At 73.0% G+C, this 25,666-nt stretch carries 21 protein-coding genes; 13 read left to right on the top strand and 8 right to left on the bottom strand.

The window, feature by feature from the left end:
- Nucleotides 1-289 precede the first annotated feature (289 nt).
- On the top strand, nucleotides 290-1,507 hold the full coding sequence (locus tag ACFXG1_RS28915; RefSeq protein ID WP_384745197.1) for a multidrug effflux MFS transporter: 1,218 nt from the start codon (nucleotides 290-292) through the stop codon (nucleotides 1,505-1,507).
- On the opposite strand, the gene ACFXG1_RS28910 is transcribed toward ACFXG1_RS28915, so the two are convergent.
- From ACFXG1_RS28910 to ACFXG1_RS28885, 6 genes are all read right to left on the bottom strand, one after another.
- Nucleotides 1,485-2,162 carry an alpha/beta fold hydrolase gene (locus ACFXG1_RS28910; RefSeq protein ID WP_384745195.1) on the bottom strand — a complete coding sequence of 226 codons (678 nt, stop codon included), beginning with the start codon at nucleotides 2,160-2,162 and terminating at the stop codon, nucleotides 1,485-1,487. The genes ACFXG1_RS28915 and ACFXG1_RS28910 overlap by 23 nt on opposite strands.
- 188 nt (nucleotides 2,163-2,350) lie before the next feature.
- The gene (locus ACFXG1_RS28905) at nucleotides 2,351-5,500 is read right to left on the bottom strand and encodes an efflux RND transporter permease subunit (protein WP_384745193.1); all 3,150 of its coding nucleotides are present in this window, start codon (nucleotides 5,498-5,500) and stop codon (nucleotides 2,351-2,353) included.
- Nucleotides 5,501-5,665: 165 nt separating this feature from the next.
- Complete coding sequence (locus tag ACFXG1_RS28900; protein WP_384720089.1) at nucleotides 5,666-6,346, bottom strand: response regulator; 681 nt, start codon at nucleotides 6,344-6,346, stop codon at nucleotides 5,666-5,668.
- On the bottom strand, nucleotides 6,343-7,713 hold the full coding sequence (locus tag ACFXG1_RS28895) for a sensor histidine kinase (protein ID WP_384720087.1): 1,371 nt from the start codon (nucleotides 7,711-7,713) through the stop codon (nucleotides 6,343-6,345). The genes ACFXG1_RS28900 and ACFXG1_RS28895 overlap by 4 nt, the downstream gene beginning before the upstream one ends.
- 254 nt (nucleotides 7,714-7,967) lie before the next feature.
- Nucleotides 7,968-8,246 (bottom strand): hypothetical protein, encoded by a 279-nt coding sequence (locus ACFXG1_RS28890; RefSeq protein WP_384720085.1) that lies wholly within the window; start codon nucleotides 8,244-8,246, stop codon nucleotides 7,968-7,970.
- A gap of 70 nt (nucleotides 8,247-8,316) precedes the next feature.
- A complete protein-coding gene (locus tag ACFXG1_RS28885) occupies nucleotides 8,317-9,099 on the bottom strand; it encodes a PspA/IM30 family protein (RefSeq protein WP_384745190.1) in 783 nt (260 codons plus the stop codon).
- 399 nt (nucleotides 9,100-9,498) lie between these two features.
- On the opposite strand from ACFXG1_RS28885, the gene ACFXG1_RS28880 reads away from it, so the two are divergent.
- The 4 genes from ACFXG1_RS28880 (at nucleotide 9,499) to ACFXG1_RS28865 (ending at nucleotide 14,418) form a co-directional block, all read left to right on the top strand.
- Entirely contained in the window at nucleotides 9,499-10,095 is a 597-nt protein-coding gene (locus ACFXG1_RS28880; RefSeq protein ID WP_384709706.1) for a DUF3043 domain-containing protein, read from the top strand.
- A 65-nt stretch (nucleotides 10,096-10,160) separates the two neighbouring features.
- Nucleotides 10,161-10,967 (top strand): class I SAM-dependent methyltransferase, encoded by an 807-nt coding sequence (locus ACFXG1_RS28875; protein WP_384709766.1) that lies wholly within the window; start codon nucleotides 10,161-10,163, stop codon nucleotides 10,965-10,967.
- A gap of 317 nt (nucleotides 10,968-11,284) precedes the next feature.
- Nucleotides 11,285-13,111: an ABC transporter ATP-binding protein gene (locus ACFXG1_RS28870; protein WP_384745199.1), complete on the top strand. Its 1,827-nt coding sequence runs from the start codon at nucleotides 11,285-11,287 to the stop codon at nucleotides 13,109-13,111.
- A 128-nt stretch (nucleotides 13,112-13,239) separates the two neighbouring features.
- Nucleotides 13,240-14,418 carry a S1C family serine protease gene (locus tag ACFXG1_RS28865; protein WP_384745188.1) on the top strand — a complete coding sequence of 393 codons (1,179 nt, stop codon included), beginning with the start codon at nucleotides 13,240-13,242 and terminating at the stop codon, nucleotides 14,416-14,418.
- Nucleotides 14,419-14,495: 77 nt separating this feature from the next.
- Here ACFXG1_RS28865 and ACFXG1_RS28860 read toward each other — a convergent pair whose 3' ends face one another.
- A complete protein-coding gene (locus tag ACFXG1_RS28860) occupies nucleotides 14,496-14,702 on the bottom strand; it encodes a hypothetical protein (protein ID WP_384715545.1) in 207 nt (68 codons plus the stop codon).
- Nucleotides 14,703-14,792: 90 nt separating this feature from the next.
- On the opposite strand from ACFXG1_RS28860, the gene ACFXG1_RS28855 reads away from it, so the two are divergent.
- The 4 genes from ACFXG1_RS28855 to ACFXG1_RS28840 all read left to right on the top strand — a co-directional run bounded on the left by ACFXG1_RS28855 (nucleotide 14,793) and on the right by ACFXG1_RS28840 (nucleotide 19,999).
- Nucleotides 14,793-16,001 (top strand): bifunctional adenosylcobinamide kinase/adenosylcobinamide-phosphate guanylyltransferase, encoded by a 1,209-nt coding sequence (locus ACFXG1_RS28855; protein WP_384715542.1) that lies wholly within the window; start codon nucleotides 14,793-14,795, stop codon nucleotides 15,999-16,001.
- 206 nt (nucleotides 16,002-16,207) lie between these two features.
- Nucleotides 16,208-17,350 (top strand): nicotinate-nucleotide--dimethylbenzimidazole phosphoribosyltransferase, encoded by a 1,143-nt coding sequence (gene cobT / locus ACFXG1_RS28850; RefSeq protein ID WP_384715539.1) that lies wholly within the window; start codon nucleotides 16,208-16,210, stop codon nucleotides 17,348-17,350.
- A gap of 88 nt (nucleotides 17,351-17,438) precedes the next feature.
- On the top strand, nucleotides 17,439-19,223 hold the full coding sequence (locus ACFXG1_RS28845) for a phosphatidylglycerol lysyltransferase domain-containing protein (RefSeq protein WP_384715536.1): 1,785 nt from the start codon (nucleotides 17,439-17,441) through the stop codon (nucleotides 19,221-19,223).
- A complete protein-coding gene (locus ACFXG1_RS28840) occupies nucleotides 19,220-19,999 on the top strand; it encodes a hypothetical protein (protein ID WP_384715533.1) in 780 nt (259 codons plus the stop codon). Before ACFXG1_RS28845 ends, ACFXG1_RS28840 begins: the two co-directional genes overlap by 4 nt.
- On the opposite strand, the gene ACFXG1_RS28835 is transcribed toward ACFXG1_RS28840, so the two are convergent.
- Complete coding sequence (locus ACFXG1_RS28835) at nucleotides 19,903-20,703, bottom strand: hypothetical protein (protein ID WP_384715530.1); 801 nt, start codon at nucleotides 20,701-20,703, stop codon at nucleotides 19,903-19,905. The genes ACFXG1_RS28840 and ACFXG1_RS28835 overlap by 97 nt on opposite strands.
- A gap of 61 nt (nucleotides 20,704-20,764) precedes the next feature.
- Between ACFXG1_RS28835 and ACFXG1_RS28830 the strand changes: the two genes are divergently transcribed.
- The 4 genes from ACFXG1_RS28830 to ACFXG1_RS28815 form a co-directional block, all read left to right on the top strand.
- The gene (locus ACFXG1_RS28830) at nucleotides 20,765-21,580 is read left to right on the top strand and encodes an adenosylcobinamide-GDP ribazoletransferase (protein ID WP_384715527.1); all 816 of its coding nucleotides are present in this window, start codon (nucleotides 20,765-20,767) and stop codon (nucleotides 21,578-21,580) included.
- Nucleotides 21,581-21,986: 406 nt separating this feature from the next.
- Complete coding sequence (locus tag ACFXG1_RS28825; protein ID WP_384745184.1) at nucleotides 21,987-23,507, top strand: leucyl aminopeptidase; 1,521 nt, start codon at nucleotides 21,987-21,989, stop codon at nucleotides 23,505-23,507.
- 355 nt (nucleotides 23,508-23,862) lie between these two features.
- Nucleotides 23,863-25,251, top strand: a complete 1,389-nt coding sequence (gene lpdA, locus ACFXG1_RS28820) for a dihydrolipoyl dehydrogenase (RefSeq protein ID WP_384720998.1) — start codon at nucleotides 23,863-23,865, stop codon at nucleotides 25,249-25,251.
- A gap of 87 nt (nucleotides 25,252-25,338) precedes the next feature.
- Nucleotides 25,339-25,666 (top strand): biotin/lipoyl-containing protein (locus ACFXG1_RS28815; RefSeq protein WP_384745182.1); only part of this gene is annotated, 328 nt, incomplete at its 3' end.

Genomic DNA, 25,666 nt, shown 5'->3' with positions numbered 1-25,666 from the left:
TTATAAGAGACAGGCCGTAACCCCCGCGTCACCCCCGCCGACCCGACCCGGGCGCCCCGGCCGAACCTCCGGCCGGGGCGCCCGGTGGTTTCCCCGTAACCGCTCGTGGGCTACCGTACGAAAACCGCTCGTGGGCTACCGTATGAACATCCGGCGCGGGTGCCGCCTTCGAGCCGCCCCGCCTTCCCCGCCGCCCGCCGCGGCGTCTCCCCCTTTTTTCTGTTTCGTTCCTTCTTCTTTCAGCCGCCCTGCCTCCCCCTTCCCTTTTTCCTGTGGAGGTCGTGGCGTCATGTCCCTGTCGACCGGTGCGCTCGCACTGCTCTGTGTCGTCGGTCCGCTGTCCACCGATATGTATCTGTCCGCCTTCCCCGCCCTGGCGGACGAGCTGGGGACCGACGCGTCCGGGGTGCAGCTCACCCTGACCGCGTTCCTGGTGGGGATGGTCGTGGGCCATCTCGTCTTCGGTCCGCTCTCCGACCGCTACGGGCGGCGGCGCCCCCTGCTCGCGGGGGCGGTGGGCTGCGCGGTCTCGACGGCCCTGTGCGCGCTCGCGACCGGTCTGCCGTGGCTGGTCGTGTTCCGGTTCGCGGCCGGGTTCTGCGGCGCCGCCGGGGTGGTGCTCAGCCGGGCCGTGGTGGCCGATGTCCTCACCGGGGCGCGGGCCGCCCGGCTCACCGGCCTGCTCGTCACCCTGGGCGGTCTCGCGCCGGTGGTCGCGCCCCCGGTGGGCGGCGCGCTCCTCGGGTCCTTCGGCTGGCGGGGAGTGTTCTGGGTGCTCGCGGGGGTGGCGGCGGTCGTGGCGGTCGCCGTCCACGTCGGCGTACCGGAGACGCTGCCGCCGGGGCGGCGGATCACGGGCAGCGCCACCGGGTTCCGCAGGTCGGCCCGGAAGGTGCTGCGGGACCGGGCGCACCTCGGCTACTCGGGCGCGTTCGCCTTCGGCTTCGCCGTGCTGTTCTGCTGGATCGCGGGGGCGCCCTTCCTGCTCCGGCGGGTCCTGGGGCCGGGCGCCCTGGGCATGTCCGCGGTCTTCGCGGCGGGCGCCGCCGTCACCGCGGCGGCCGGTCTGCTGTCGGCGCGGCTGGTGGGGCGGGTGGCGCCCGAGCGGCTGCTGCGGACCGGGCTGCGGCTCATGCTCACCGGGTCGGCGGCGCTGCTCGCCGTCGCCGCGGCGGCGGCCGGGCCGACCGCGGCGCTCGTCCTGCCGCCGCTGGCCGTGATCTGCGCGGGGCTCGGGCTCGTCACCCCGAACGCGGCGGCGCTGGCCCTCGCCCGGGTGCCGTACGCGGCCGGAACCGCGTCGGCACTGCTCGGTACGGCCCAGAGCGCGGCCGGGGCGCTGGTGGCTCCGCTGATGGGGGTGGGTGGCGGGTCGGCGCTCTGGCCCCTGGCGGCGGGGACGACCCTGTGCTCGGCCCTCGCGCTGCTGTGCGCGCGGGCCGCCGACGACGCCGCTACCACTGCCACTGCCGCCGCTGCCGACGTCAGCCGCAGATCCAGTCGGTGAGCTGCTCGGGCCGGGCCAGGGCGACCAGGTGGCCGCCGGGCAGCGGTTCCACCGGTACGCCGAGCCGGTCGGCGACCACCTTCCGCTGGAACTCCAGCGGGAAGAAGCGGTCGTCCCGTCCCTGGAGGAAACGGGTCGGCACGTCCGGCCAGCCGTCGAGCGGCCAGGGGTCGGCGAAGAAGCTCGTCGACGGCCCGCCGGGCGGGCCGATCGACAGGGCCTCGTCGGTGATCTCGGGGGGTACGTCGTGGAAGAAGTCCACCAGCGGGTCGAAGGGCGCCTCCGGGTCCCGCCCGTCGCGCAGCGCCGCCGCGCGGCGGGCCTCGGGGTGCCCGGTGTTGGCCCACCACTGTTCGGCGGTCTCCCCCGCCGCCGGGACCATCGCGTTGACCAGGATCATCCGCTCGACCGGGATGCGCGCGCAGACCAGCGGGGCGATGAACCCGGCCAGCGACTGGGCCACCACGACCAGCCGTCCGGGGGCGGAGTCCAGCTGGTCGATCACGGCCTCCGTGTAGTCGGCGAGCCCCGCCGACGGGTCCTCGGGCAGATCGACGGCGATGGCCTCGTGTCCCCGGGCGCGCAGTTCGGGCACGACGCGGTGCCAGTACCAGGCCCGGCCGTCGGCGCCGGGGATGAGCACGTACTCCGTCATGCTCATATCGTGACGTACAAACCATAGTTTTTTGCGCTTTAGCCACTTTCCGGGCGCCGTGCCCTCGGTGGCGGCCGGACCGGACGCGGGGAGCCCGCTCGCACGAGGTGCGAGCGGGCTCCCGAATGGACCCGCGGAAGACCTGCGAAGGGCCCGCGAAAGGACCGGCGACAGGTTCTGCGACAGGCCTACGCGTTCAGCGGGCTCCGGCCTTCTTCACCGGACTCACCGGACTCACCGGACTCACCGGCCGGCGGTGTCCCGCCCGACTTCTTCGCGCGCTTCGCGGCCTTCTTCGCCGCGCGCCGCTCCTTGCGCAGCTCGACCATCGTGTACAGGGTCGGGACGAGCAGCAGGGTGAGGACGGTCGAGGAGAGCAGACCGCCGATCACCACGACCGCCAGCGGCTTGGCGATGAAGCCGCCTTCGCCGGTGACGCCCAGGGCCATCGGCAGCAGGGCGAAGATCGTCGCCAGGGCCGTCATCAGGATCGGGCGCAGTCGGTGCCGGCCGCCCTCGACGACGGACTCGACGACCCCGAGGCCCTGCTTGCGGTACTGGTTGATCAGGTCGATCAGCACGATCGCGTTGGTGACCACGATGCCGATCAGCATCAGCATGCCGATCAGCGCCGGTACGCCCATCGGGGTGTCCGTCGCGACCAGCAGACCGATCGCGCCGGTCGCCGCGAACGGGATGGAGACCAGCAGGATCAGCGGCTGCACCAGCGACCTGAAGGTCGCGACCAGCAGGATGAAGACGAGCGCGATCGCCGCCATCATCGCGAGGCCGAGGGACGCGAACGCCTCGTCCTGGTCCTCGGAGACGCCGCCGATGGCGGCCGTGGCGCCCTCCGGCAGATCCAGCTTCTTCAGCTTGGACTGGAGGTCCGAGCTGACCGCCCCGGTGTTGTCACCGGTCGGCTTGGCGGTGATGGTGGCGGCCCGGGCGCCGTCGATACGGGTCATGGAGACCGGCGCGGGCGCCAGCCGGACGTCCGCGATCTTCCCGAGCCTGACCGGGCCCAGCGACAGTTCCCGCAGCTCGGCGATGGTCTTCGCGGGCCGCGCCGAGGCGACCACGACATCGCGCTCGGTGTCGCCGATGATCGCCTTGGCGGCGATGGTGCCCCGGACGGCCTGGAGGACGGCCGCGCCGAGCGCCGCGTCGTTGAAGCCCGCGGCGGCGGCCTCGGGCTTGGCGGTGACGGAGATCCGGGGGATGGACTGCGCGAGATCGCTCTGGACGTCGGTGACGTCGTCGAGACCGGCGATCTCCTTGCGTACCGCCTCGGACGCCGTCTTGAGGACGGCGGGGTCGGCGGCCTTCACCACGACGCTCAGGTCCTGGTTGCCGAAGCCGTCGCCCGCGGCGACGGTGGTGTCGCCGATGCCGTCGAGCTTCGCCAGCTCGGCGTCGATCCGGTCGCGGACCTTGTCGTAGTCGCCGCCGTCCTTGAGGGTCATCTGGTACGACGCCTGGTTGACGCCGGTGGAGCCGCCGAAGGCCGCCAGGAAGCCGGCGGAACCGACGGTGACCTGGTAGCTCTCCAGTTCGTCAATGCCCTCCAGTACCTGCTCGACCTTCTTCGCCGCGGCGTCGGACGCCGCCAGACCGGTCCCGGCGGGCAGCTCCTGACGGAGCGACATGACCTCCTGCTCGCCCTGGTCGAAGAAGTTGGTCTTCAGCAGCCCCGCCATGCCGAAGGTGCCGGCGAGGACGACGAAGGCCAGCACGACACTGGTGATCCGGCGGCGGGTGGCGAACCGCAGGACCGGGACGTACGACCGCTGGAGCCGGCTGCGCTCCTCCTTCTCCTCCGCGACCCGCCGGGCCGCGTCCGGGTCGAGCTCCCGTACGTCCTTGGGGGCGCGCAGGAACCAGAACGACAGCACGGGGACGACGGTGAGGGAGACCAGCAGGGACGCCAGCAGCGCCGCCGTGATGGTGAGGGAGAAGGAGCCGAACAGTTCGCCGATCATGCCGCCGGCGAAGCTGATCGGCAGGAAGACGGCGACCGTGGTCAGGGTGGAGGAGGTGACCGCGCCCGCGACCTCCTTGACGGCGGTGACGATCGCGCTGTGGCGTTCCTCGCCGTACCCCAGATGACGTTTGATGTTCTCCAGCACCACGATCGAGTCGTCGACGACCCGGCCGATGGCGATGGTCAGGGCGCCGAGGGTGAGCATGTTGAGGGAGAGGCCCCGGCTCCACAGGACGATCAGCGCCAGCACCACGGAGAGCGGGATGGAGACCGCCGTCACCAGGGTCGAGCGCAGGGACGCCAGGAAGACCAGGATCACGATCACCGCGAAGAGCAGGCCGAGCGCGCCTTCCGTGGTGAGTCCCGAGATCGCCTTGGAGACCGCCGGGCCCTGGTCGGAGACGACGGTGACCTCGGCTCCGGAGCCCAGGTCGCGCCGGAGGTCGGGCAGCTCGTCCTTGACCGCGTCGGAGATGGCGACGGCGCTGCCGTCGTTGTCCATGAAGACGTAGACCGCGAGGCTCGACTTGCCGTTGGTCCGGGTCAGGGCGTCGGCGGGGGCCGGGGTCTGGGCGACCTTCGCGAAGTCGCCGACCCGGACCGGGCCGCCCTTGGCCCGGGGGATCCGCAGCTCCTCGATCTGCTTCAGATCGGTGAATCCGGCGCCCACCTGGACGGTACGGCTCTTGCCGTCCTCCTCGAAGGAGCCCGCCGGTACGGTGGCGCCGCCCGCCCGCAGCGCGTCGGCGAGGATCCGGGTCGTCAGTCCGGCCGCGGCGAGCTTCGCCTCGTCGGGGGTGACGGTGACCTCCAGGTCGCGGACGCCGTCGACGGAGACCTGGCCCACCCCGTCGATGTCGTCGATCGCCGGGAGGACGACACGGTCCAGCTGGTCGGCGAGCGCCTGCTGGTCCTTGTCGGAGCTGACGGCGAGGACGACGGCCGGGATGTCGTCGGTGGATCCGGCGAACACCTCGGGGTCGACGCCCTGCGGCAGCTGGGCCCGGGCCCGGTTCACCGCCTGCTGGACGTCGGCGACGAGCTGCTGGCCGCCGTCGCCGTAGTCGAAGCCGGCGGAGAGCACGGCATTGCCCTCACTCGCCGTGGCGGTGATGCCCTTGATGCCGTCGACGGCCTCGATGGAGCTTTCGAGGGGTTCGACGACCTGCTTCTCGACGACGTCGGGCGACGCGCCCGGGTAGGTCGCGAGCACCGACACCACCGGCAGCTCGATGGTGGGGAGGAGCTGCTGTTTGATCTGGGGTATCGCGATGGCGCCGAAGACGAGTGCCACGATCGACATCAGCCCGACGAGGGCGCGCTGTTTCAGACTAAATCTGGACAGCCAGGACATGGGGTTCGAGTCTCCTTAGGGGCCCGCCCCCGGGGTCGGCATCCGAGGGCTTCCGGAGCGGCTGAGGCCCGCTTATACGATCAGCCACCCGGAGGGCGGACCCGTCGCCCCCAGGTCCCGTTCTTTATCCCGCGCATACCGCGATGGGAGTAGGCGGGCCGGAAATCACTCCACCCTCGGACGGACCAGCCCCGACTCGTAGGCGATGACGACGAGTTGGGCGCGGTCGCGGGCGCCCAGCTTGGCCATGGCCCGGTTCACATGGGTCTTGACGGTCAGCGGGCTGACCGCCAGCCGTTCGGCGATCTCGTCGTTGGAGTGGCCGCCCGCGACCAGGACGAGGACCTCCCGTTCCCGTCCGGTGAGCGCGTCCAGCCGGTCCGAGTACGGCTCGGGGTCGCCGTCGTCCGCCCCGCCCTGGGCCAGGAACTTGGCGATCAGCCCCTTGGTGGCGACCGGGGACAGCAGCGCCTCGCCGGCGGCGGCGATCCTGATGGCGTTGAGGAGTTCATCGGGCTCGGCGCCCTTGCCGAGGAAGCCGGACGCCCCGGCGCGCAGCGACTGGACCACGTACTCGTCCACCTCGAAGGTGGTCAGCATCACCACCCGTACGCCGTCCAGTTCGGGGTCGGCGGTGATCAGCCGGGTGGCGGCGAGACCGTCCGTGCCGGGCATCCGGATGTCCATCAGGACGACGTCGGGCTTCTCGGCGCGGGCCAGTTCGACGCCCTCGGCGCCGTCGGCGGCCTCCCCGACGACGGTCATGTCCGGTTCGGAGTCCACCAGGACCCGGAAGGCGCTGCGCAGCAGCGCCTGGTCGTCGACGAGCAGGACCCGGATACTCATCCGCCCTCCCTCGTACGCGCGGTGAGGGGCAGTATCGCCTGGACCCGGAAGCCGCCGCCGTACCGGGGTCCGGTGGTGAGCCGTCCGCCGAGGGCGCCGACGCGTTCCCGCATGCCGAGCAGCCCATGGCCGGTGCCGCCGATCTCGTGGGGCGGGGAGCCGTCGGGGCCCGCGGCGTCGGGCGCGGCCCCGGTCTCCGGCTTCCGGGCGCCGTCCGGGCCCTTCGTACCGCCGTCGGGGGCCGCGGGACCCGCGGTGTCGGCCGTACGCCCCTCGGGGGCCGGGGGCGGGACCCGGCCGCAGACCCCGTTGTCGAGGACCGTGACCTCCAGCGTCGACCCCACCCGGATCACACTGACCTCCGCCCGGGCGTTCGGTCCCGCGTGCTTGCGGACATTGGTCAGCGCCTCCTGGATGATCCGGTACGCGGCCAGGTCGACGGCGGCGGGCCGGGGGGTGCCCTCGTCGGCCCTGGCCACCTCCACGGGGAGCCCGGCCTGCCGGAAGGTGGTGACCAGTTCGTCGAGGACGTCGAGTCCGGGCGCCGGTTTCGTGGGGGCCTCCGGGTCGCCGGACTGGCGCAGCAGTCCGACGGTGGCCCGCAGTTCGTTCAGCGCCGAGCGGCTGGCCTCCCGGACATGGGCCAGCGCCTCCTTCGCCTGGTCCGGACGCTTGTCCATGACATGGGCCGCGACCCCGGCCTGCACATTGACCAGGGCGATGTGGTGGGCGACCACGTCGTGGAGGTCGCGGGCGATCCGCAGCCGCTCCTCGGCGACCCGGCGGCGGGCCTCCTCCTCGCGGGTGCGTTCGGCGCGTTCGGCCCGTTCCCGGATCGCGTCCACGAAGTCGCGGCGGCTGCGCACCGCGTCACCGGCCGCGGCGGCCATCCCGGTCCAGGCGAAGATGGCGAGGTTCTCCTGGGTGTACCAGGGGGTGGTGCCGAACCACATCGCGGCGCCGGTCAGCACCGTCATCGTGAGCAGGCCGACCCGCCAAGTGGTGGCCCGGTCGGTTCGGGAGGCCACGGTGTACAGGGCGATCACGGCGGCCATGGCGACCGGCGCCGGCCGTTCCCCGTAGACGAGTTCGATCACGGCCAGCGCCCCGGTGAACAGCAGGGCGCCCGAAGGGTTGCGGCGGCGGTGCACCAGCGCGGCGGAGGCCAGGCACATCAGCGCCAGACTGCGCGGGTCGGGGGCGCCGACCCGCATCCGGGGGCCGTGCTCGCCGTAGCCGTACGGATCGACGAACGAACCCACGACCATGGCGACGAAGGCGAGGGCCGCGATGGTTCCGTCGAGGGCCGTCGGGTGCTCACGGAGCCAGCACCGCGTGCGGTCGAATCCGGTGGTGAGGGTGGTCACGACAAGCAACGGTACGGCGTGCCGGGGGCGCCGGAGTCCGATCGGACGTATCGCCTACGCCACGGCGCGCGACGCCCGCTCCCGACTGCACCGGCGACTTCAACGGGCGGGGCGGACCGGAACGCGCGCCGCCCCGCCCGCCGGGGTGTCCGGCGGGCGGGGCGGATCGTTGGAGTGCGCTGCCGCGGCGGCGCGGTGGAGAGCGGGCGGAGGGCCGGCCGGTCAGACCGTAAGCCGGTCAGGCGGTCAGCCGGTCAGCCGGGGATGAAACCCCAGTCGCCGAACATCTCGCGGACTTCCTCCAGGGTGGCCCCGGGGGCCGGGAGGATCAGCTCGGACGGCTCCAGGGAATCGTCCGGCAGGGGCTCCCCCAGCTCCCGTACCCGGGTGAGCAGGGCGCCGTAGGTCCGGCGGAAGCCGTCCTCGTCGCCCTCCTCCAGCTCGACGAGCAGTTCGTCGTCGAGTTTGTTGAGTTCGGCGAAGTGGCTGTCCGCCAGCCTCATTTGGCCCTCCCCCATGATCCTGACGATCATGACGAGCCCCTCTGCTCTCGGTGCGCCCCCGGCCGGGTCTCCCCGGCCGGTGCCGGTACGGGTGGTGCCGTCAGTGCTTGTTGAAGTCCGGGCGGCCGTCCTGCGTGGAGCCGTTGCCGCCTTCGATGGCCTGCTGGTTCGAGCCGGTGCCGCCGGCCAGTTCGGCCTTCATGCGCTGGAGCTCCAGCTCCACATCGGTGCCTCCGGAGATCCGGTCGAGCTCGGCCGCGATGTCGTCCTTCGCCATGCCGGACGGGTCGTCGAGCGCGCCCGAGGCGAGCAGCTCGTCGATCGCCCCGGCGCGGGCCTGGAGCTGGGCCGTCTTGTCCTCGGCCCGCTGGATCGCCAGTCCGACGTCGCCCATCTCCTCGGAGATGCCGGAGAACGCCTCGCCGATCCGGGTCTGGGCCTGGGCTGCCGTGTAGGTGGCCTTGATGGTCTCCTTCTTCGTGCGGAAGGCGTCGACCTTGGCCTGGAGACGCTGGGCGGCGAGGGTGAGCTTCTCCTCCTCGCCCTGGAGCGTGCTGTGCTGCGTCTCCAGATCGCTGACCTGCTGCTGGAGGGCGGCGCGCCGGGACAGCGCCTCGCGCGCCAGGTCCTCGCGGCCGAGCGCCAGCGCCTTGCGGCCCTGGTCCTCCAGCTTGGTGGACTGGCCCTGCAGCTGGTTCAGCTGCAGCTCCAGCCGCTTACGGGAGGTCGCCACGTCGGCGACCCCGCGGCGCACCTTCTGAAGCAGCTCCAGCTGCTTCTGGTACGAGTAATCGAGGGTCTCGCGCGGGTCCTCGGCCCTGTCAAGGGCCTTGTTCGCCTTCGCGCGGAAGATCATCCCCATACGCTTCATGACACCGCTCATGGGCTTCGCGCGCCCCCTTCTGACGGACTTCAGCTCCAGCACTCCAACAGAACCCACAGTACGGGCCCTGCATCCATTACCGCACTGTTCGAGCGCGGATGCGCTCCTCCCCAAGGACGACTGCGTACGGCTTATGATCCGGCGCAAGGAGTAGACGAGGGTCAGGGTCGCCCCGGTGGGGTGCCCTCCGGCGGGCCGTGCGGGCACCTCGTGCCGGTGCCCTTCCGCCCCTCCCGCCGCCCGTCGCTCCCGGCATCCGCCCCGCTTCCGTCCGTTGCGATACGGGCCGTCCCGGTGCCGATGTCGGCACGGCCTCCACCCGGTACTCACGTACGGTGTTGCCGTTTCGTTCCCCTCCGGCGTTGGGTCCATGCACGCCACCCCGTACCCTTGGGTCCTGTGTTCCGTAGCCGTGCCAAGACAGAGAAGGCTCCCGCCCAGCAGGTGACGGCGGCCGACTCCCCCCAGAACCGCGATCCGCAGGCCCCGAAGGGCCGTCCGACCCCGAAGCGGAGCGACGCGCAGAGCCAGCGCCGTCGCGCCGCCACACAGCCGAAGGACCGCAAGGCGGCCATGAAGCGTGCGCGGGAGACCCGGCGGACGGAGCTCGCGCGTCAGCGCGAGGCTCTGGCCAGTGGTGACGAGCGGTATCTGCCCGCCCGTGACAAGGGTCCCGTCCGTCGCTTCGTCCGCGATTTCGTGGACTCCCGCTTCTGCATCGCGGAGTTCTTCCTCCCGATGGCGGTCGTGATCCTGATCCTGAGCATGATCCGCGTCGGTCAGCTCCAGACCGTCGCCCTGCTGCTCTGGCTCGGTGTGATCGTCATGATCGTCATCGACTCGGTGGGCCTCGGACTGCGGCTGAAGAAGCAGCTGCGCGAGCGCTTCCCCGACGAGCCCAAGCGGGGCGCCGTGGCCTACGGGCTGATGCGGACTCTTCAGATGCGTCGGCTGCGTCTGCCGAAGCCGCAGGTCAAGCGGGGAGAGCGACCCTGAGCGGTCAGGCCGCGGACGCCGTCGGGGCATCGCCTGTGGGTGCCGACGGCGCCTTCGGCGATGCCGTGACCGGGGTCCCGGTGCCGCCCGCCGTGCTGCGGGAGGCCGTCCGCCAGGAGCTGCTCGCCCGCCAGCTGGACGAGCAGATCGTGGCCCGCTACCCGGTGGGGCAGCGGCTGCGGATCCTCGACGTCGGCATGGGGCGGGGCGTCCAGGCCCTGCGGCTGGCGCGCGCCGGGCACGCCATCACCGGTCTGGAGGCGGACCCGGGGCTGCTGCGGGCCGCCCAGGAGGCGCTGGCGGCCGAGCCCGCCGGGATCCAGGAGCGGGTCAGGCTGCTGGAGGGCGACGGCCGGGAGACCGGGGTCCACTTCGCGCCGGGCAGCTTCGACGTGGTGCTCTGCCACGGGGTGCTGATGAGCTCCCCGGAGCCCGACGCCGTGCTCGCGGGCCTCGCCCGGGTCCTGGCACCCGGCGGACTGCTCTCCCTCGTCGTCCGGAACGCCGACGGGCTCGCCTTCGGTCCCGGGCTCGCCGGGGACTGGGCGGAGGCACTGGCGGCGCTGGAGCCGGAGGCGACGGCCTACACCGACGAGCGCACCGGCCTCCCCCCGCGGGCTGAACGCCTGGCGGTGCTCACCTCCACCCTCGCCGGAATCGCGGCTCCCCTGCATGTCTGGTACGGCGTGCAGGTCTTCAGCGAATGGGCCGACGACGCCCGTCTCCCGGTGGTCCACGGTGACCGCCCGGACGCGCCGCGGCTTGACACTCCGCAGGTCAGGCGGCTGCTGGCGGCCGAGGACCGGGCCGGTCGGACCGATCCGTACCGGCGGACCGCGGCCCTGTTGCACCTCTGCGGCGTACGGGGCTGAGCCCGGCCGCGTCGCGTCTCCACGGCGTACGGGACGGAAAGCGGGCGCGTCCCCACCCGGGCGCGTCCGGACCCGGGCGCACCGGCTCCCGGGTCCCACGAGCCCCCGGGTCCCACGAGCCACGGCCCCCGAGTGCCACGGGCTCCGGTTCGTACTTCTTCACCACTCCGTGACGCGCGACACGCGCCCCCCGGTAAGGCACGGCCGGGGGTTTCCGCGTCCCCCGACGTGTGAGCAGCGACAAGACCGCCCGAAATGATGAATCCGCCCGTCACCCGCCCGCTGACGGCGGCACCGAATCCACCACCGCGCCCCGGCTGAGCGCCGGGGAGACCTGGCGGGCGCTGTACGGGCATTTCCGTCCGCACCGCTGGATCGTGGCGCTCGGCGCGCTGTGCGCCCTGGCCGGGGCCGCCGCCGGGCTGGCCCAGCCGCTGGCCGCCAAGACCCTGGTCGACCGGCTGGGCTCGGACGCGTCGATCGCCGGGGTGCTGGTGGCGCTCACGGCCCTGGTGCTGATCGGTACCGCGATCGACGCGGTGGGCGCGTACATCCTCGACCGCACCTCCGAGTCCGTGGTCCTGTCCGCGCGCCGCAGCCTCATCGGACGGCTGCTGCGGCTGCGGCTGACGGAGGTCGAGAAGACCCAGCCCGGTGATCTGATGTCCCGGGTCACCTCGGACACCACCCTGCTCAAGGCGGTCACGACCCGGTCCGTGGTCGCCGCCGTGACCGGCAGTATCACCTTTGTCGCCACCATCGCCCTGATGGCCTTCATGGACCCGGTCCTGCTGGGGGTGACCCTCGCAGTGATCGTGCTGATCGGCGGGGCCGTCGCCCTGGTCATGCCGCAGATCTCCAAGGCGGCGGAGAAGTCCCAGGAGGCGGTCGGCGAGATCTCCACGGTGCTGGAGCGGGCCTTCGGCGCGTTCCGCACCATCAAGGCGTCCGGGGCGGAGGACCGGGAGACCGCGGTGGTGTACCGGGCGGCGGAGACCGCCTGGCGGTACGGCGTACGATCGTCGAAGTGGGAGGCGGTGGCCCATACCTCGATCGGGCTCGCCGTCCAGGTGTCGTTCCTCGCCGTCCTCGGCGTCGGCGGCGCGCGGGTGGCGTCCGGGGAGATCCCGGTCTCCACGCTCGTCGCCTTCCTGCTCTATCTCTTCTATCTGACCGAGCCGATCTCGTCGCTGGTGGGCGCGGCGACGGAGTACCAGGTGGGCGCGGCGGCCATCTCCCGGATCGTGCAGGCCGAACGGCTGGAGACGGAGGACCCAGGTCCGGCGGCCGGTACGGTCCCGGGCCCGGTGGGCCGGGCCGCGACCGTCGAGTTCCAGGACGTACGGTTCGCCTACCGCGAGGATCTCCCCCCGGTCCACCACGGGGTCACGTTCTCCGTGCCGGGCGCCGGGATGACCGCCTTCGTCGGACCGTCCGGCGCGGGCAAGACCACCGTCTTCGGACTGATCGAACGGTTCTACGAGGCCGATGGCGGCCGGGTCCTGGTCGACGGCCGGGACGTCCGGGAGTGGTCCCTGGCGGAGCTGCGGGCGTCCATCGGCTATGTGGAGCAGGACGCGCCCGTGCTGGCGGGCACCCTCCGCGAGAACCTCGTGTTCGCCGCGCCGGACGTCTCCGACGAGGACATCCGGGAGGTGCTCGTACGGTCCCGGCTCGACCGGCTCGTCGACCGGCTGCCGGACGGTCTCGACACCGTCGTCGGGCACCGGGGTTCCAAGCTGTCGGGCGGTGAGCGCCAGCGGGTGGCCATCGCGCGGGCCCTGCTGCGGCGCCCCCGGCTGCTGCTGCTCGACGAGGCGACGTCGCAGCTCGACGCGGTCAACGAGATGGCGCTGCGGGACGTGGTGGCGGAGGTGGCCCGGGAGGTGACGGTGCTGGTGGTGGCGCACCGGCTGTCGACGGTGACGCTGGCCGACCGGATCGTCGTGATGGACGCGGGCGAGGTCCGCGCGGTGGGGACCCATCGCGAGCTGGTGGCGTCGGACCCGCTGTACGGGGAGCTGGCGGCGACCCAGTTCCTCGCCTCGGACCCGTTGCTGCCGAGGCCCGGGGGCGCGGCGGACGATGCGGACGGGGGCGCCGGTGACGGCTCCCGGGGCGAGTCGGAGGCCGCGGTGGGCTGAGGGGGACCGCGGCAGGGCTGCGGCGGTGGGCTCGGCAGGTGCGCGGCGGAGGGTGCGGCGGGGCGCGGCCACCTGATCGGAGGCGTACAACAGGCCGACGCGGGCGGGTGGCGGGGAGACTCCGAGACATGGACGACGCACCCAGCTCCCGCCGCCACCGTCCCCTCCCCACCGCCCGCGCCCGGGGGCTCCGCCGCCGGTGGGGGGCCGCACGCCACGACGGTACGCGGGCCCGCGCCCGACCCTCGTACCGTCCCCTCACGGCGCTGACGGCGGCGATATCCCTGGCCGCCGTCGGCGCGCTGGCCACCGGGTGCGGGCAGGAGTCCGGGCCCGACGCGGCGCCGACGAGTTCGACCCGGGCCGTCGCCGCCCCGAGGGCCCTCAACGACCTCCAGACGGACTACCAGAACGTCATCGCGGACGTCCTCCCGTCGGTCGTCCAGATCGAGGCGGGTGACAGCCTCGGCTCCGGTGTCGTCTACGACGACAAGGGCCATCTGATCACCAACGCGCACGTCGTCGACTCCGCCGACTCCTTCTCGATCACCGTCGCCACGGGCGAGGAGCCGATCCCCGCGAAGCTCGTCTCGTCCTATCCCGAGCAGGATCTGGCGGTCCTCAAGCTCGACCGGGTACCGACGGGCATCAAGGCCGCGGTCTTCGGTGACAGTTCGAAGGTGCAGGTCGGGCAGATCGTGCTGGCGATGGGCTCGCCGCTCGGGCTCTCCGGCAGCGTGACACAGGGCATCGTCTCGGCGGTCGGCAGGACGGTGACCGAGAGTTCGTCGGGCGGCGGTACGGGCGCCACCATCGGCAATATGGTGCAGACGTCGGCGGCGATCAACCCCGGCAACAGCGGGGGCGCGCTGGTCGACCTCGACAGCCGGATCATCGGGATCCCCACCCTCGCGGCGACCGACCCCGATCTGGGCAACAGTGCCGCGCCGGGCATCGGGTTCGCCATCCCGTCGTCCATGGTGAAGACGGTCGCCGACCAGATCATCACCACCGGGCGGGTCACCGACTCGGGGCGGGCCGCGCTCGGGATCACCGCGCGGACCGTGCTCGACGACAACTACCAGCCGTCCGGGACGGCGGTCGTGGAAGTGGAGAAGCCGGGGCCCGCCGACGACGCGGGGCTGCGGCCCGGGGACATCATCACCCGGCTGGGATCCACGCAGATCACCACGATCACATCGCTGGCGGAGGCGCTGGCCTCGGCCCGGCCGGGCCAGAAGGTCGTCGTGGCGTACACCAGGAACGGGGAGCGGCGGACCGCGCAGGTCACCCTCGGCGAGATCTGACGCGGCGAGAACCGACGCGCGGGCGCGGCGGGCTCTGGGGCCACCGCGCCCGGCGCGTACCGGGCGGGACTACGGGACTACTCGGGGGCGTCCAGGCTCATCGGGCCGTAGATCACCGTGGTGTCCTCCCGCAGGACGACCTGGTCGGCGCCGCCCGCGCGCAGCTCCTTCCAGTTTTCCCCGAGCCATGACTCGGCGTCACCCTGGGTGGTGAACTCCTCGGGTTCCACCGCGGGCGGGACCTGCGTACCGTCGGACTTCTCGAACCGCCACGTCCATGCCATGTCCGCCTCCGGAGGGCTGTAGGTGATCTCCGTCCTGCCCGCAGCGTAGCCGGGCGCGCAACAGCGCCGGGGACGCGGGAGGATCAAGACGTGGAACTGACTCTGCTCGGCACCGGCGCGCCCGCCGGACTGCCCCGGTCCGACTGTCCGTGCGCGGTCTGCGCCCTGGCCCGGGGGTCGCGGGCCCGTGCCGCGACCGCGCTCCTCGTCGACGGGGCGCTGCTGCTCGATCTCACCCCGGGCGCCGCGCTCGCCGCGGCCCGCGCGGGGCACTCCCTCACGGGGGTGCGCCAGGTGCTGCTGACCCATCCGCACGACGGGCCGGCCGTGGACCTCCCGGCGGGGCTGCCCGCGGCGGGGCGGGTGCCGGACGGGCGGGTTCTGACGCTGATCAGCGGGCACCGGGTCCGGGCGGTGCCGATGGACCACCCCGGTACGGGGTACGAGGTGACGTCGCCCGCGGGCGACCGGCTGCTGTACCTCCCGCCGGGCGGGGCGCCCGCGGGGCTGACGGAGCGCACCGCGCCGTACGACATGGTGGTCGCGGACGTCGTGGGCCGGCCCGACGCGATCGCCCGGCTGCGGGCGGTCGGGGCGGTCGGTCCGACGACCGATGTGATCGCCGTCCATCTCGACCACGACGTGCCCGGCGGGCCCGAACTCGACCGCAGGCTCACGGCGGCGGGGGCGCGGGCGGTGCCCGACGGATCGACCCTGCTGGTGGGCGAGTACCACGCGGTCCCCGACGTGCCCCGGCGCACCCTGGTCACCGGGGGCGCGCGCTCCGGCAAGTCCGTGGAGGCGGAGCGGCGTCTGGAGGCGTTCCCCGACGTGGTGTACGTGGCCACGGGCGGGACGCGCGGCGAGGACACCGATTGGGCGGAGCGGGTACGGCTCCACCGGGACCGGCGCCCCGGTTCCTGGCGCACGGAGGAGACCTGCGACCTGGTGCCGCTGCTCACCGAGCCGGGCCCGCCGCTGCTGATCGACTGCCTGTCCCTGTGGCTGACCGACGCGATGGACCGGGTCGGGGCGTGGGACGACGCGACTTGGGCGGCGGGCGGCGCGGAGGCCCTGCGGAAGCGGGTCGCCGAACTGGTCCTGGCGGTACGGGAGACCCCGCGGATGGTGGTAGCGGTGACGAACGAGGTCGGCGCGGGGGTGGTACCGGCGACGGCGGCGGGGCGGCGGTTCCGGGACGAGCTGGGCCGGGTGAACGCCGCGGTGGCGGCGGAGTGCGAGCACGTGCTCCTCGTGGTGTGCGGCCAGCCGCTCCCCCTCCGGGGCGGGCCCGTGTGACCTCCCCCGGGTCCCCCGCCGGCCCGCGTGCGCGGCGCGGTTTCCTCGCCTTGCGAAGGGCGTGGACCACGGTATCCAGGGGCGCGGGGAACTGCGCGACAAGCCACCCACGGGCCGCAGTCGAAACTCAAGGGGCTTGGGACCCCGGGGCGCGGGCCCCTGGAACCGTGGACCCACAGCGGGAGGCGCCCGGTACTGTTCGGCGAATGAGCAGGGTGAATCTCGATGACTTCTCCGAACTGATCGGCCGCGCCGACGGCGCCTTGCGCCAGACCGCCGAGGACCACCGCGCCCGTCTCCCCGTCGCCCCCGAGGCGCTCGGGCGGCTGGACGAGCTGGGTGCGTGGCTGGGCACCGCGCAGGGGGTCTCGCCGCCGCGGGTGATCGAGCGGCCGAAGGTGGTGCTGTTCGCCGGGGACCACGGCGTCGCCGGGCTCGGGGTGTCCGGGCGCGCCGCCGGGGATGCGTACCGGCTGGTGGAGAACGTACTGGAGGGCGCGAGCCCGGTCGCGGTGCTGGCCCGCCGTACGGGTGTGCCGGTCCGGGTCGTGGACGCGGGGCTCGACTGCGACCCCGGGCTGCTGCCGGACGAGGTCGTCCGGCACCGGGTCCGCCGGGGCAGCGGGCGGATCGACGTCGAGGACGCGCTCACCCCGGACGAGGCGGACGCGGCCGTACGGCTGGGTATGGCGATCGCGGACGAGGAGGCCGACGCCGGTACGGATCTGATCGTCCTCGGTGATCTGAGCGTCGGCGGGACGACACCCGCCGCCGTGTTGATCGCCGCGCTCTGCGGTACGGACGCCTCGGTGGTGACCGGCCGCGGCGGCGCGGGCATCGACGATCTGGCGTGGATGCGCAAGTGCGCGGCGATCCGGGACGCGCTGCGCCGGGCCCGGCCCGTCCTGGGCGACCAGTTGGAGCTGCTGACGGCCGTGGGCGGCGCCGATATCGCGGCGATGACGGGGTTCCTGCTCCAGTGCTCGGTGCGCCGTACCCCGGTCGTCCTCGACGGGGTCGTCTCCGCGGCGTGCGCGCTGGTCGGACAGCGGGCCGCGTTCCGGGCGCCGGACTGGTGGCTGGCGGGTCAGCTGACGGGCGAGCCGGGTCAGGCGAAGGCGCTGGACCGGATGGCGCTCAACCCGATACTCGAACAGGGCGTCTCCGTAGGGGAAGGAACCGGGGCATTGCTCGCTCTTCCCCTCGTCCAGGCCGCCGCGGCGCTGCTGGCGGAGCTGCCGGAGCGTCCGGAGCCGGAGCACCCGGACCCGGAGTCGCAGTCGCAGTCGCAGTCGCAGTCGGAGCCGGCTTCCGGGCCGGCAGAGGAGAAGCACAAGGACCAGGAGTGACGTAACGGGGTGCGGCCGGCGCCGTCGACCACGACGACGGCCGCACCCTGACCCACCATGTCCGCGATGCCCCATATGATCGCGTTTCATGGGAGAGGTCCGCTTGTCCAGCGACAGCGATACGCAGGGATCCGCCGCCGGCGCCCACCGGGCCGCCTACGCCCGCCGGGGCCGGACCTTCGCGCTCTGGTACCTGCGCGCGGTCACGTTCGTCAACTTCCTGAGCGCCGTCTGGGTCTCCTTCGGCCAGGACATCCGGCGGCACAACGTCGACGACTACTTCACCCCCTATCTGCTCACGGCCGGTTTCGCCTCCGGTGTCTTCACGCTCTTCCTGGCGATCACCATGCGCCGCCGGAAACGGGCGGCCTGGATCCTGAACCTGGTCCTGGCCGGGGCCTTCCTGCTGCTCTTCGCGCTGGCGCTGGCCCAGGCCCCGGACATCAGATCGCACGCCCAGAACTGGGTCTCCTTCGCGCTGACCGCCGTGTTCCTGGCCGCGCTGCTGGTGGGGCGGCGGGAGTTCTACGCCAAGGGCGACCGGTCCAATCCGAAGCTGGCCGCGGCCGTCGCCGGCGGCGGGCTGCTGGTGACATCGCTGCTCGCCGCGCTCCTGGTGACCGCGACCAACACCGCCACCGGCCCGTCGACCTTCGGGGAGCGCTGGCGGTACGGGGCGCTACGGCTGGTGTCCCTGGCCGCCGACGACTCCCTCCACCCGACCATCGACACCCCCGGCTGGGTCGATGTGACGATCAACGTGATGTCGACGCTGCTGCTCCTCGGAGTGCTGTACGCGGCCTTCCGCTCACGGCGCGCGGTCGACCCGATCGACGAGGACGACGAACGGCGGCTGCGCGAACTGCTGCGCCGCCAGGGGGAGCGCGACTCCCTGGGCTACTTCGCCCTGCGCCGGGAGAAGAGCGTCGTCTGGTCGCCGACCGGCAAGGCGGCCGTGGCGTACCGGGTGGTCGGCGGGGTCTGTCTGGCGTCGGGCGATCCGATCGGCGACCCGGAAGCCTGGCCGGGCGCGATCACCCCCTGGCTGGCGCAGGCCCGGGAGCACGGCTGGATCCCCGCGGTGATGGGCGCGGGCGAGGAGGCCGGGACGATCTACGCCCGGCACGGTCTCGACGCGCTGGAACTGGGCGACGAGGCCATCGTCGAGACCGCCGACTTCACCCTGGACGGCCGGGCGATGCGTACGGTCCGCCAGGCGTACAACCGGGTACGGCGCGCCGGATACCAGGTCCGGATCCGGCGCCACGAGGAGATTCCCCGCCCCGAGCTGGACGTCCTGCTGCGGCGCGCCGACGACTGGCGCGACGGCGCCACGGAACGCGGCTTCTCGATGGCGCTCGGCCGTCTCGGGGACCCGGCCGACGGCCGGTGCGTGATGCTGGAGTGCACCGACGCGCACGGGGAACTCCGGGCGCTGCTCAGCTTCGTCCCCTGGGGTCCGAAGGGGCTCTCCCTCGATCTGATGCGCCGCGACCGGGGTTCCGACAACGGGCTGATGGAGTTCATGGTCATCGAACTGCTGCGGCGCGCCGGGGAGATCGGGGTGGTCCAGGTGTCGCTGAACTTCGCGATGTTCCGTTCGGTCTTCGAACGCGGCTCACGGCTGGGCGCGGGCCCGGTGCTGCGGCTGTGGCGGTCGCTGCTGACGTTCTTCTCGCGGTGGTGGCAGATCGAGTCCCTGTACCGCGCCAACGCCAAGTACCGCCCGATCTGGGAGCCCCGTTTCCTGCTCTTCGAGAAGAGCGCCGACCTGCCGCGCATCGGGCTGGCCGCGGCCCGCGCCGAGGGGTTCCTGGAGGCGCCGGGCCGGCCGGGGTGGCTGCGCCGCGGGCGGTTGGCGGGTGGCCGGTGACGGCTCCGTACCGCGGAATCGGTGGAGGGGTCCGGCGCGAGTGGGGGCCGCTGTACGGGCGGGTCCGGCGGGCCCTCTCCGCGCACGGGTGGCGGGCGGTGCCGCTGACGCTCGGCGCGGTCGCGCTGACCGCCGCCCTGCATCTCGTCCAGCACCAGGGGTGGGGATACGGTCCGGTCCGCGCGCTCGGCGCCGTACGGGCCGAGGACCCCTGGTGGGAGGCGCTTCTCCGGACCCCGCTGTCGCTGTTCGTGCCCGCGCTCGATCTGCCGGTCTGGGGCGCGCTCGCGCAGATCCTGCTGGTCTTCGGCGTCGCGGAGATCTGTCTTGGCCGGATCCGTACCCTGCTGGTCGCCTATGTCTGCACCCTCGCCGGGACGTTGTACGCCCGGCTGGGCGTCGCGCTCGGACCCGACGGGCCGCTGGGGCCGCTGGGACTGCCGGATGCGGACGCCCGGGTCGTGGACACCGGCCCTTCGGCGGCGGTCGTCGGGCTCGCGGTGGTGGTCTGCCGGCGGCTGCGGGCGTGGTGGACCGGCGCGCTGGTGGTCGTGGTGATGGCCGTCGAGGTGGCCGTGAAGCCGAATCTGGCGGGCAAGGAGCATCTGGCGGCGATCGCGGCGGCGCTGGCGCTCTGCGCGGCGGCGGACGTGCGACGGAACCGGAGCCGGAACCGGGTTCAGTCGTCGCGGGAATCGCGGGAATCTCGGGAATCGCGGGAACGGTCCGGGTCCTCCGGGCCCTCCGGGTCCGGCGTACCGCCGATCAGATCCTGAAACCGCCGCCGGGGCCCGTCCCAGCGGCGGTCGTGATGGTACGAGCGCAGCGCGGCCCGCGCCCGCGCCCGGTGCCGCCCGCCGTAGAACCGCCGCGCCCACGGCGACCCGGGCCGGGCCAGCCGTACCGCCCCGAAGAGCGCGACGAACGGGATCAGCACCCCGATCAGCGCCATCCTCGGCTTGCCCTTGACCAGGACGACCACCACGAGCAGCAGATTGAGGACGACGGTCGAGACCACCGCGGCCCGGTCCTGCCGCTCGTCGGCGCTGAGGGAGTCCACACCGAGCGGTGAGAAACCGCCGATGACCAGCAGGGCGAGCGCCGTCGCCAGCACGACGACCTCCACACTGCGGCGGCCCTCCTCGGTCCAGTAGACGTCGGCGAGATGGACGATGAGCGCGAACTCGTCCAGCACCAGACCCGCGCCGATCCCGAAGACGACGGCGAAGAGCGCGGCGCCCCAGCCGTAACGCCCGCTGCCGACCGCCCCGAAGCCGCCGATCACGGTGAGGATCACCCCGGGGACGACATGGTGGATATGGAGCCCGCCGGGGGCGATGTTCCGGAACGGGCCCCGGCCCGCGCGGATCAGCCGGGTCACGGTCCGGGTCACCAGGAAGGTCACGACGAAGGCGGCCAGGGCGAGCAGTATCGGCAGTTTGCCCGGCTCGGTGATGTTGTCGTGGAACCACTGCCCCATAGACACTTCTCCCGTTTCATCCGCTACAGGGGCAATCTAGACCGTGGGCTACCCTTCGCCGGTGAACGATCCCTCCCCCGCCCCCGCGCGCGCCGGACTCGGTACCGGACTGCGGTTCGCCTTCGGCACGCTGACCGTGCTGCCCGTCCCGCTGACCCGCTGGGACCGGGCGGCCGCCCGCGCCGGAATGCTGTGCGCGCCGGTCGCCGGGCTGGTCGTGGGGCTCGCGGCGGCGGTCGTCGGCGGCGGGCTGTGGGCCGCCGGGTCGGGGGCGGCGCTCGCGGCCGTCGGCTCGGTCGCCGTACCCGCGGTCCTCACGCGGGGGCTGCATCTCGACGGGCTCGCCGACACCGCCGACGGACTGGGCAGCGCCAAGCCGGCGGCGGACGCGCTGCGGATCATGAAGCGGTCGGACATCGGGCCGTTCGGCGTGATCACCCTGCTGTTCGTGCTGCTCGCGCAGATCGCGGCGGTGGCGTCGCTGTACGGACGGGGCTGGTGGTACGGCGCCGGGGGCACGGTCGTCGCGGCGGTCGTCGCCCGGCTGGCACTGACGGCCGCGTCCCGCGCGGGCGTTCCCGCGGCCCGCCCCGAGGGCCTGGGGGCTGCGGTGGCGGGCGCGGTCCCCGGCCGCGCGGCGCTGGCGGCGGTGGTACTGACCGTGGCGCTCTGCGCGGGCGCGGGCGCCGCGACGCACGGCGCGGAAGCGGAAGGGGCCGTACGGTACGCGGCGGCGGCGCTCGTGGGGCTCGTGGCGGCGGAGTCGCTGCTGCGGCACTGCCGGCGGCGGTTCGGCGGGGTGACGGGCGACGTGTTCGGCGGCGTCGCCGAATCCGCCGCCACGGCCACCCTCGTAGCCCTGACCCTGGCCCCGTGACCCCGGGGGCTCCCGGTCCCCGTGCTACCGGAGCTTCCCGGCCCTGGCCTGCCGGACTCGTCCGGCGTCCACAGGTGGTTCCCGGCCTGCGGCCCGGTGGCGGGCTGTTCGCGCAGTTCCCCGCGCCCCTGGATCTCCGGGGTACCGCTCCCGCTGCGGCGATGCTGCGGAGGTTTTGGGGGCGCGGGGAACTGCGCGAAAAAGCGCCAACTGGGCGCGGGCGCACGGCCGCAGACGCCCTCCGGGGCATCGCGCGCCCGGGGTGGCCGCGCAGCGGAGCGGTAGGGGCCGTGAGGGATGGGCGCGAGCGCGCGTAGGCTCTGTCCGCACGGGACGCCCGCGCGTCCCGCCGCCGTCGCGTGGCCGTCAACGGCCCTGGAACTAACGGAAGCGAGACATCAGCACCGTGACTGCACTCACTCTCAGCACTGCCGGCGCAGCGACGCTGCGCGCCGACGCCGTGGTCGTCGGTATCGCGAAGGGCGCCAAGGGCCCGGTGATCGCGCCGGGCGCCGAGGCCGTGGACACGGCGTTCGAGGGCAAGCTCGCCTCCGTCCTGGACACCCTCGGCGCCTCCGGCGCCGAGGGCGAGGCGACCAAGCTCCCGTCGCCCGCCGGGCTGAAGGCCCCCCTCGTCCTCGCCGTCGGCCTCGGTGCCGCGCCGGAGAAGGACGGTACGTACGGCGCCGAGGCGCTGCGCCGCGCGGCCGGCACCGCCGCCCGCGCCCTGACCGGGGCGAAGAAGGCCGCGTTCGCCCTGCCGATCGCCTCGCCGGAGGACGCGTCCGCGATCGCCGAGGGCGCCCTGCTGGGCGCCTACGCCTTCACCGCCTACCAGGGCGGCGGCGACACCAAGGGCAGCGGCAAGGGCCCGCTCGCCGAGGTCGCCCTGCTCGGCACCAAGCCGCGCGACAAGGCGTTCAAGGCCGCCGCCGAGCGCGCCCTCGCGCTCACCGAGGAGATCAACCGGGCCCGCGACCTGATCAACACCCCGCCGAACGACCTCACCCCCGAGGCGTTCGCGGCGGTGGCGAGCGCCGCGGGCAAGGAGCATGGCATCAAGGTCCAGATCCTGGACGAGAAGGCGCTGGTCAAGGGCGGCTTCGGCGGGATCGTGGGCGTGGGTCAGGGTTCGGCCAACCCGCCGCGTCTGGTGAAGCTGACCTACACGCACGACAAGGACGCCAAGCACCTGGCGCTGGTCGGCAAGGGCATCACGTACGACTCGGGCGGCATCTCCCTCAAGCCGGCCGGGCACAACGAGACGATGAAATGCGACATGAGCGGCGCCGCCGCCGTGTTCGCGGCCGTCGTCGCGGCGGCCCGGCTCGGGCTGCCGGTGAACGTCACCGGCTGGCTGGCGCTCGCCGAGAACATGCCGTCGGGCTCGGCCACCCGCCCGGGTGACGTCCTGCGGATGTACAGCGGCAAGACCGTCGAGGTGCTCAACACGGACGCCGAGGGCCGGCTGGTGCTGGCGGACGCGCTGTGGAAGGCGTCCGAGGAGAAGCCGGACGCGATCGTCGACGTGGCGACGCTGACCGGTGCCATGGTCCTGGCGCTCGGCAACCGCACCTTCGGTGTGATGGCCAACGACGACGCGTTCCGTACCGCCGTGCACGAGACCGCGGAGCAGGTCGGCGAGCAGTCGTGGCCGATGCCGCTCCCGGCCGAGCTGCGCAAGGGCATGGACTCGCCGACCGCCGACATCGCCAACATGGGCGAGCGGATGGGCGGCGGTCTGGTCGCCGGACTCTTCCTGCAGGAGTTCGTCGGCGAGGGCATCACGTGGGCCCACCTCGACATCGCGGGCCCGGCGTTCCACGAGGGCGCGCCCTACGGCTACACCCCGAAGGGCGGCACCGGTTCCTCGGTGCGCACGCTGGTCCGGCTGGCGGAGCGGCTCGGCGAGGACGACCTCGGCTGACGCCGGCGACGGTACGTTCGTACGGCCCCGGGCCCTCGCCCGGGGCCGTACGCGTCTCCGTACCGCGCCGCCCGTTCGCTCTGGACGAAACCGGGGCGGCGGGTGGCCGGGACCGGAATCACCGGACGGGTCGGGAGGTTCTACGCACCGGTAACCCGGAGGGTGATCGATCAGACGCGGTCAGACCTCGGCCCCGCGTCCCGTCTTCCCGCAACAAGTGCGAAGATGGGTTCTCGGCAGGACAGGGCCCCCACCACAGGGCCGACGAGACATCGGCCGCACACCAGCCGACAGGCCGGTCGCCCCGGCGCACGGGGGGAGCCGGTGACCGGCGCACATGCATGGAGGACGTGACGTGGCGAACGACGCCAGCACCGTTTTCGACCTAGTGATCCTCGGCGGCGGTAGCGGCGGTTACGCTGCGGCCCTGCGCGGGGCGCAGCTGGGACTCGACGTCGCCCTGATCGAGAAGGACAAGCTGGGCGGCACCTGCCTGCACTACGGCTGCATCCCCACCAAGGCGCTGCTGCACGCCGGCGAGATCGCCGACCAAGCGCGCGAGTCGGAGCAGTTCGGCGTCCGCGCCACGTTCGAGGGCATCGACGTGGCCGCGGTGCACAAGTACAAGGACGATGTGATCTCGGGCCTGTACAAGGGTCTCCAGGGTCTGATCGCCTCGCGCAAGATCACCGTCATCGAGGGCGCGGGCCGGCTGTCCTCCCCCACCTCGGTCGATGTCAACGGACGCCGGATCGAGGGCCGTCACATCCTCCTGGCGACCGGTTCCGTGCCGAAGTCGCTGCCCGGCCTGGAGATCGACGGCAACCGGATCATCTCCTCCGACCACGCGCTGAAGCTGGACCGCGTCCCGCAGTCCGCGATCGTGCTCGGCGGCGGCGTCATCGGTGTGGAGTTCGCCTCCGCCTGGCGCTCCTTCGGCGCCGAGGTCACCGTGATCGAGGGCATGAAGCACCTCGTCCCGGTCGAGGACGAGAACAGCTCCAAGCTGCTGGAGCGGGCCTTCCGCAAGCGGGGCATCAAGTTCAACCTCGGCACCTTCTTCGAGAAGGCCGAGTACACCCAGGACGGCGTCCGGGTGACCCTCGCCGACGGCAAGACCTTCGAGGCCGAGGTGCTGCTGGTCGCCGTCGGCCGCGGCCCGGTCTCCGCCGGTCTGGGCTACGAGGAGCAGGGTGTCGCGATGGACCGCGGCTATGTCCTCGTGGACGAGTACATGCGGACGAACGTGCCCACCGTCTCCGCGGTCGGCGACCTGGTCCCGACCCTCCAGCTCGCGCACGTCGGCTTCGGCGAGGGCATCCTGGTGGCGGAGCGGCTGGCCGGTCTGACGACCGTCCCGATCGACTACGACGGTGTGCCCCGGGTGACGTACTGCCACCCCGAGGTCGCCTCCGTGGGCATCACCGAGGCCAAGGCCAAGGAGATCTACGGTGCGGACAAGGTCGTCGCCCTGAAGTACAACCTGGGCGGCAACGGCAAGAGCAAGATCCTCAAGACGCAGGGCGAGATCAAGCTCGTGCAGGTCAAGGACGGTGCCGTCGTCGGCGTGCACATGGTCGGCGACCGGATGGGCGAGCAGATCGGCGAGGCTCAGCTGATCTACAACTGGGAGGCGCTGCCCGCCGAGGTGGCGCAGCTCATCCACGCCCACCCGACGCAGAACGAGGCGCTGGGCGAGGCGCACCTGGCGCTCGCCGGCAAGCCGCTGCACGCCCACGACTGAGCCTTCGGGCCGCGACCACTTCCGCACTTCCCCACGCCCGCGCTTCGCCGGAGCTGGGGAGACCCACTGTTAGGAGCAACAGAAACCATGCCGGTTTCCGTAACCCTTCCGGCGCTCGGTGAGAGCGTCACCGAGGGCACCGTCACCCGCTGGCTGAAGGCCGAGGGCGAGCGCGTCGAGGCCGACGAGCCGTTGCTGGAGGTGTCCACCGACAAGGTCGACACCGAGATCCCGTCGCCCGCCTCCGGTGTTCTGGCCGCCATCAAGGTCGCCGAGGACGAGACCGTCGAGGTCGGCGCCGAGCTGGCGATCATCGACGACGGTACGGGTGCCCCTGCCGAGGCCCCGGCGCCCGCCGCCGAGGCCGCGCCCGCCGCGCCCGCGCCTGCCGAGACCCCCGCGCCCGCCCCCGCCG

It is taken from the genome of Streptomyces sp. NPDC059248, from assembly GCF_042753905.1.
Lineage (GTDB): Bacteria > Actinomycetota > Actinomycetes > Streptomycetales > Streptomycetaceae > Streptomyces.
This window is presented reverse-complemented; position numbering and strand designations above follow the sequence as displayed.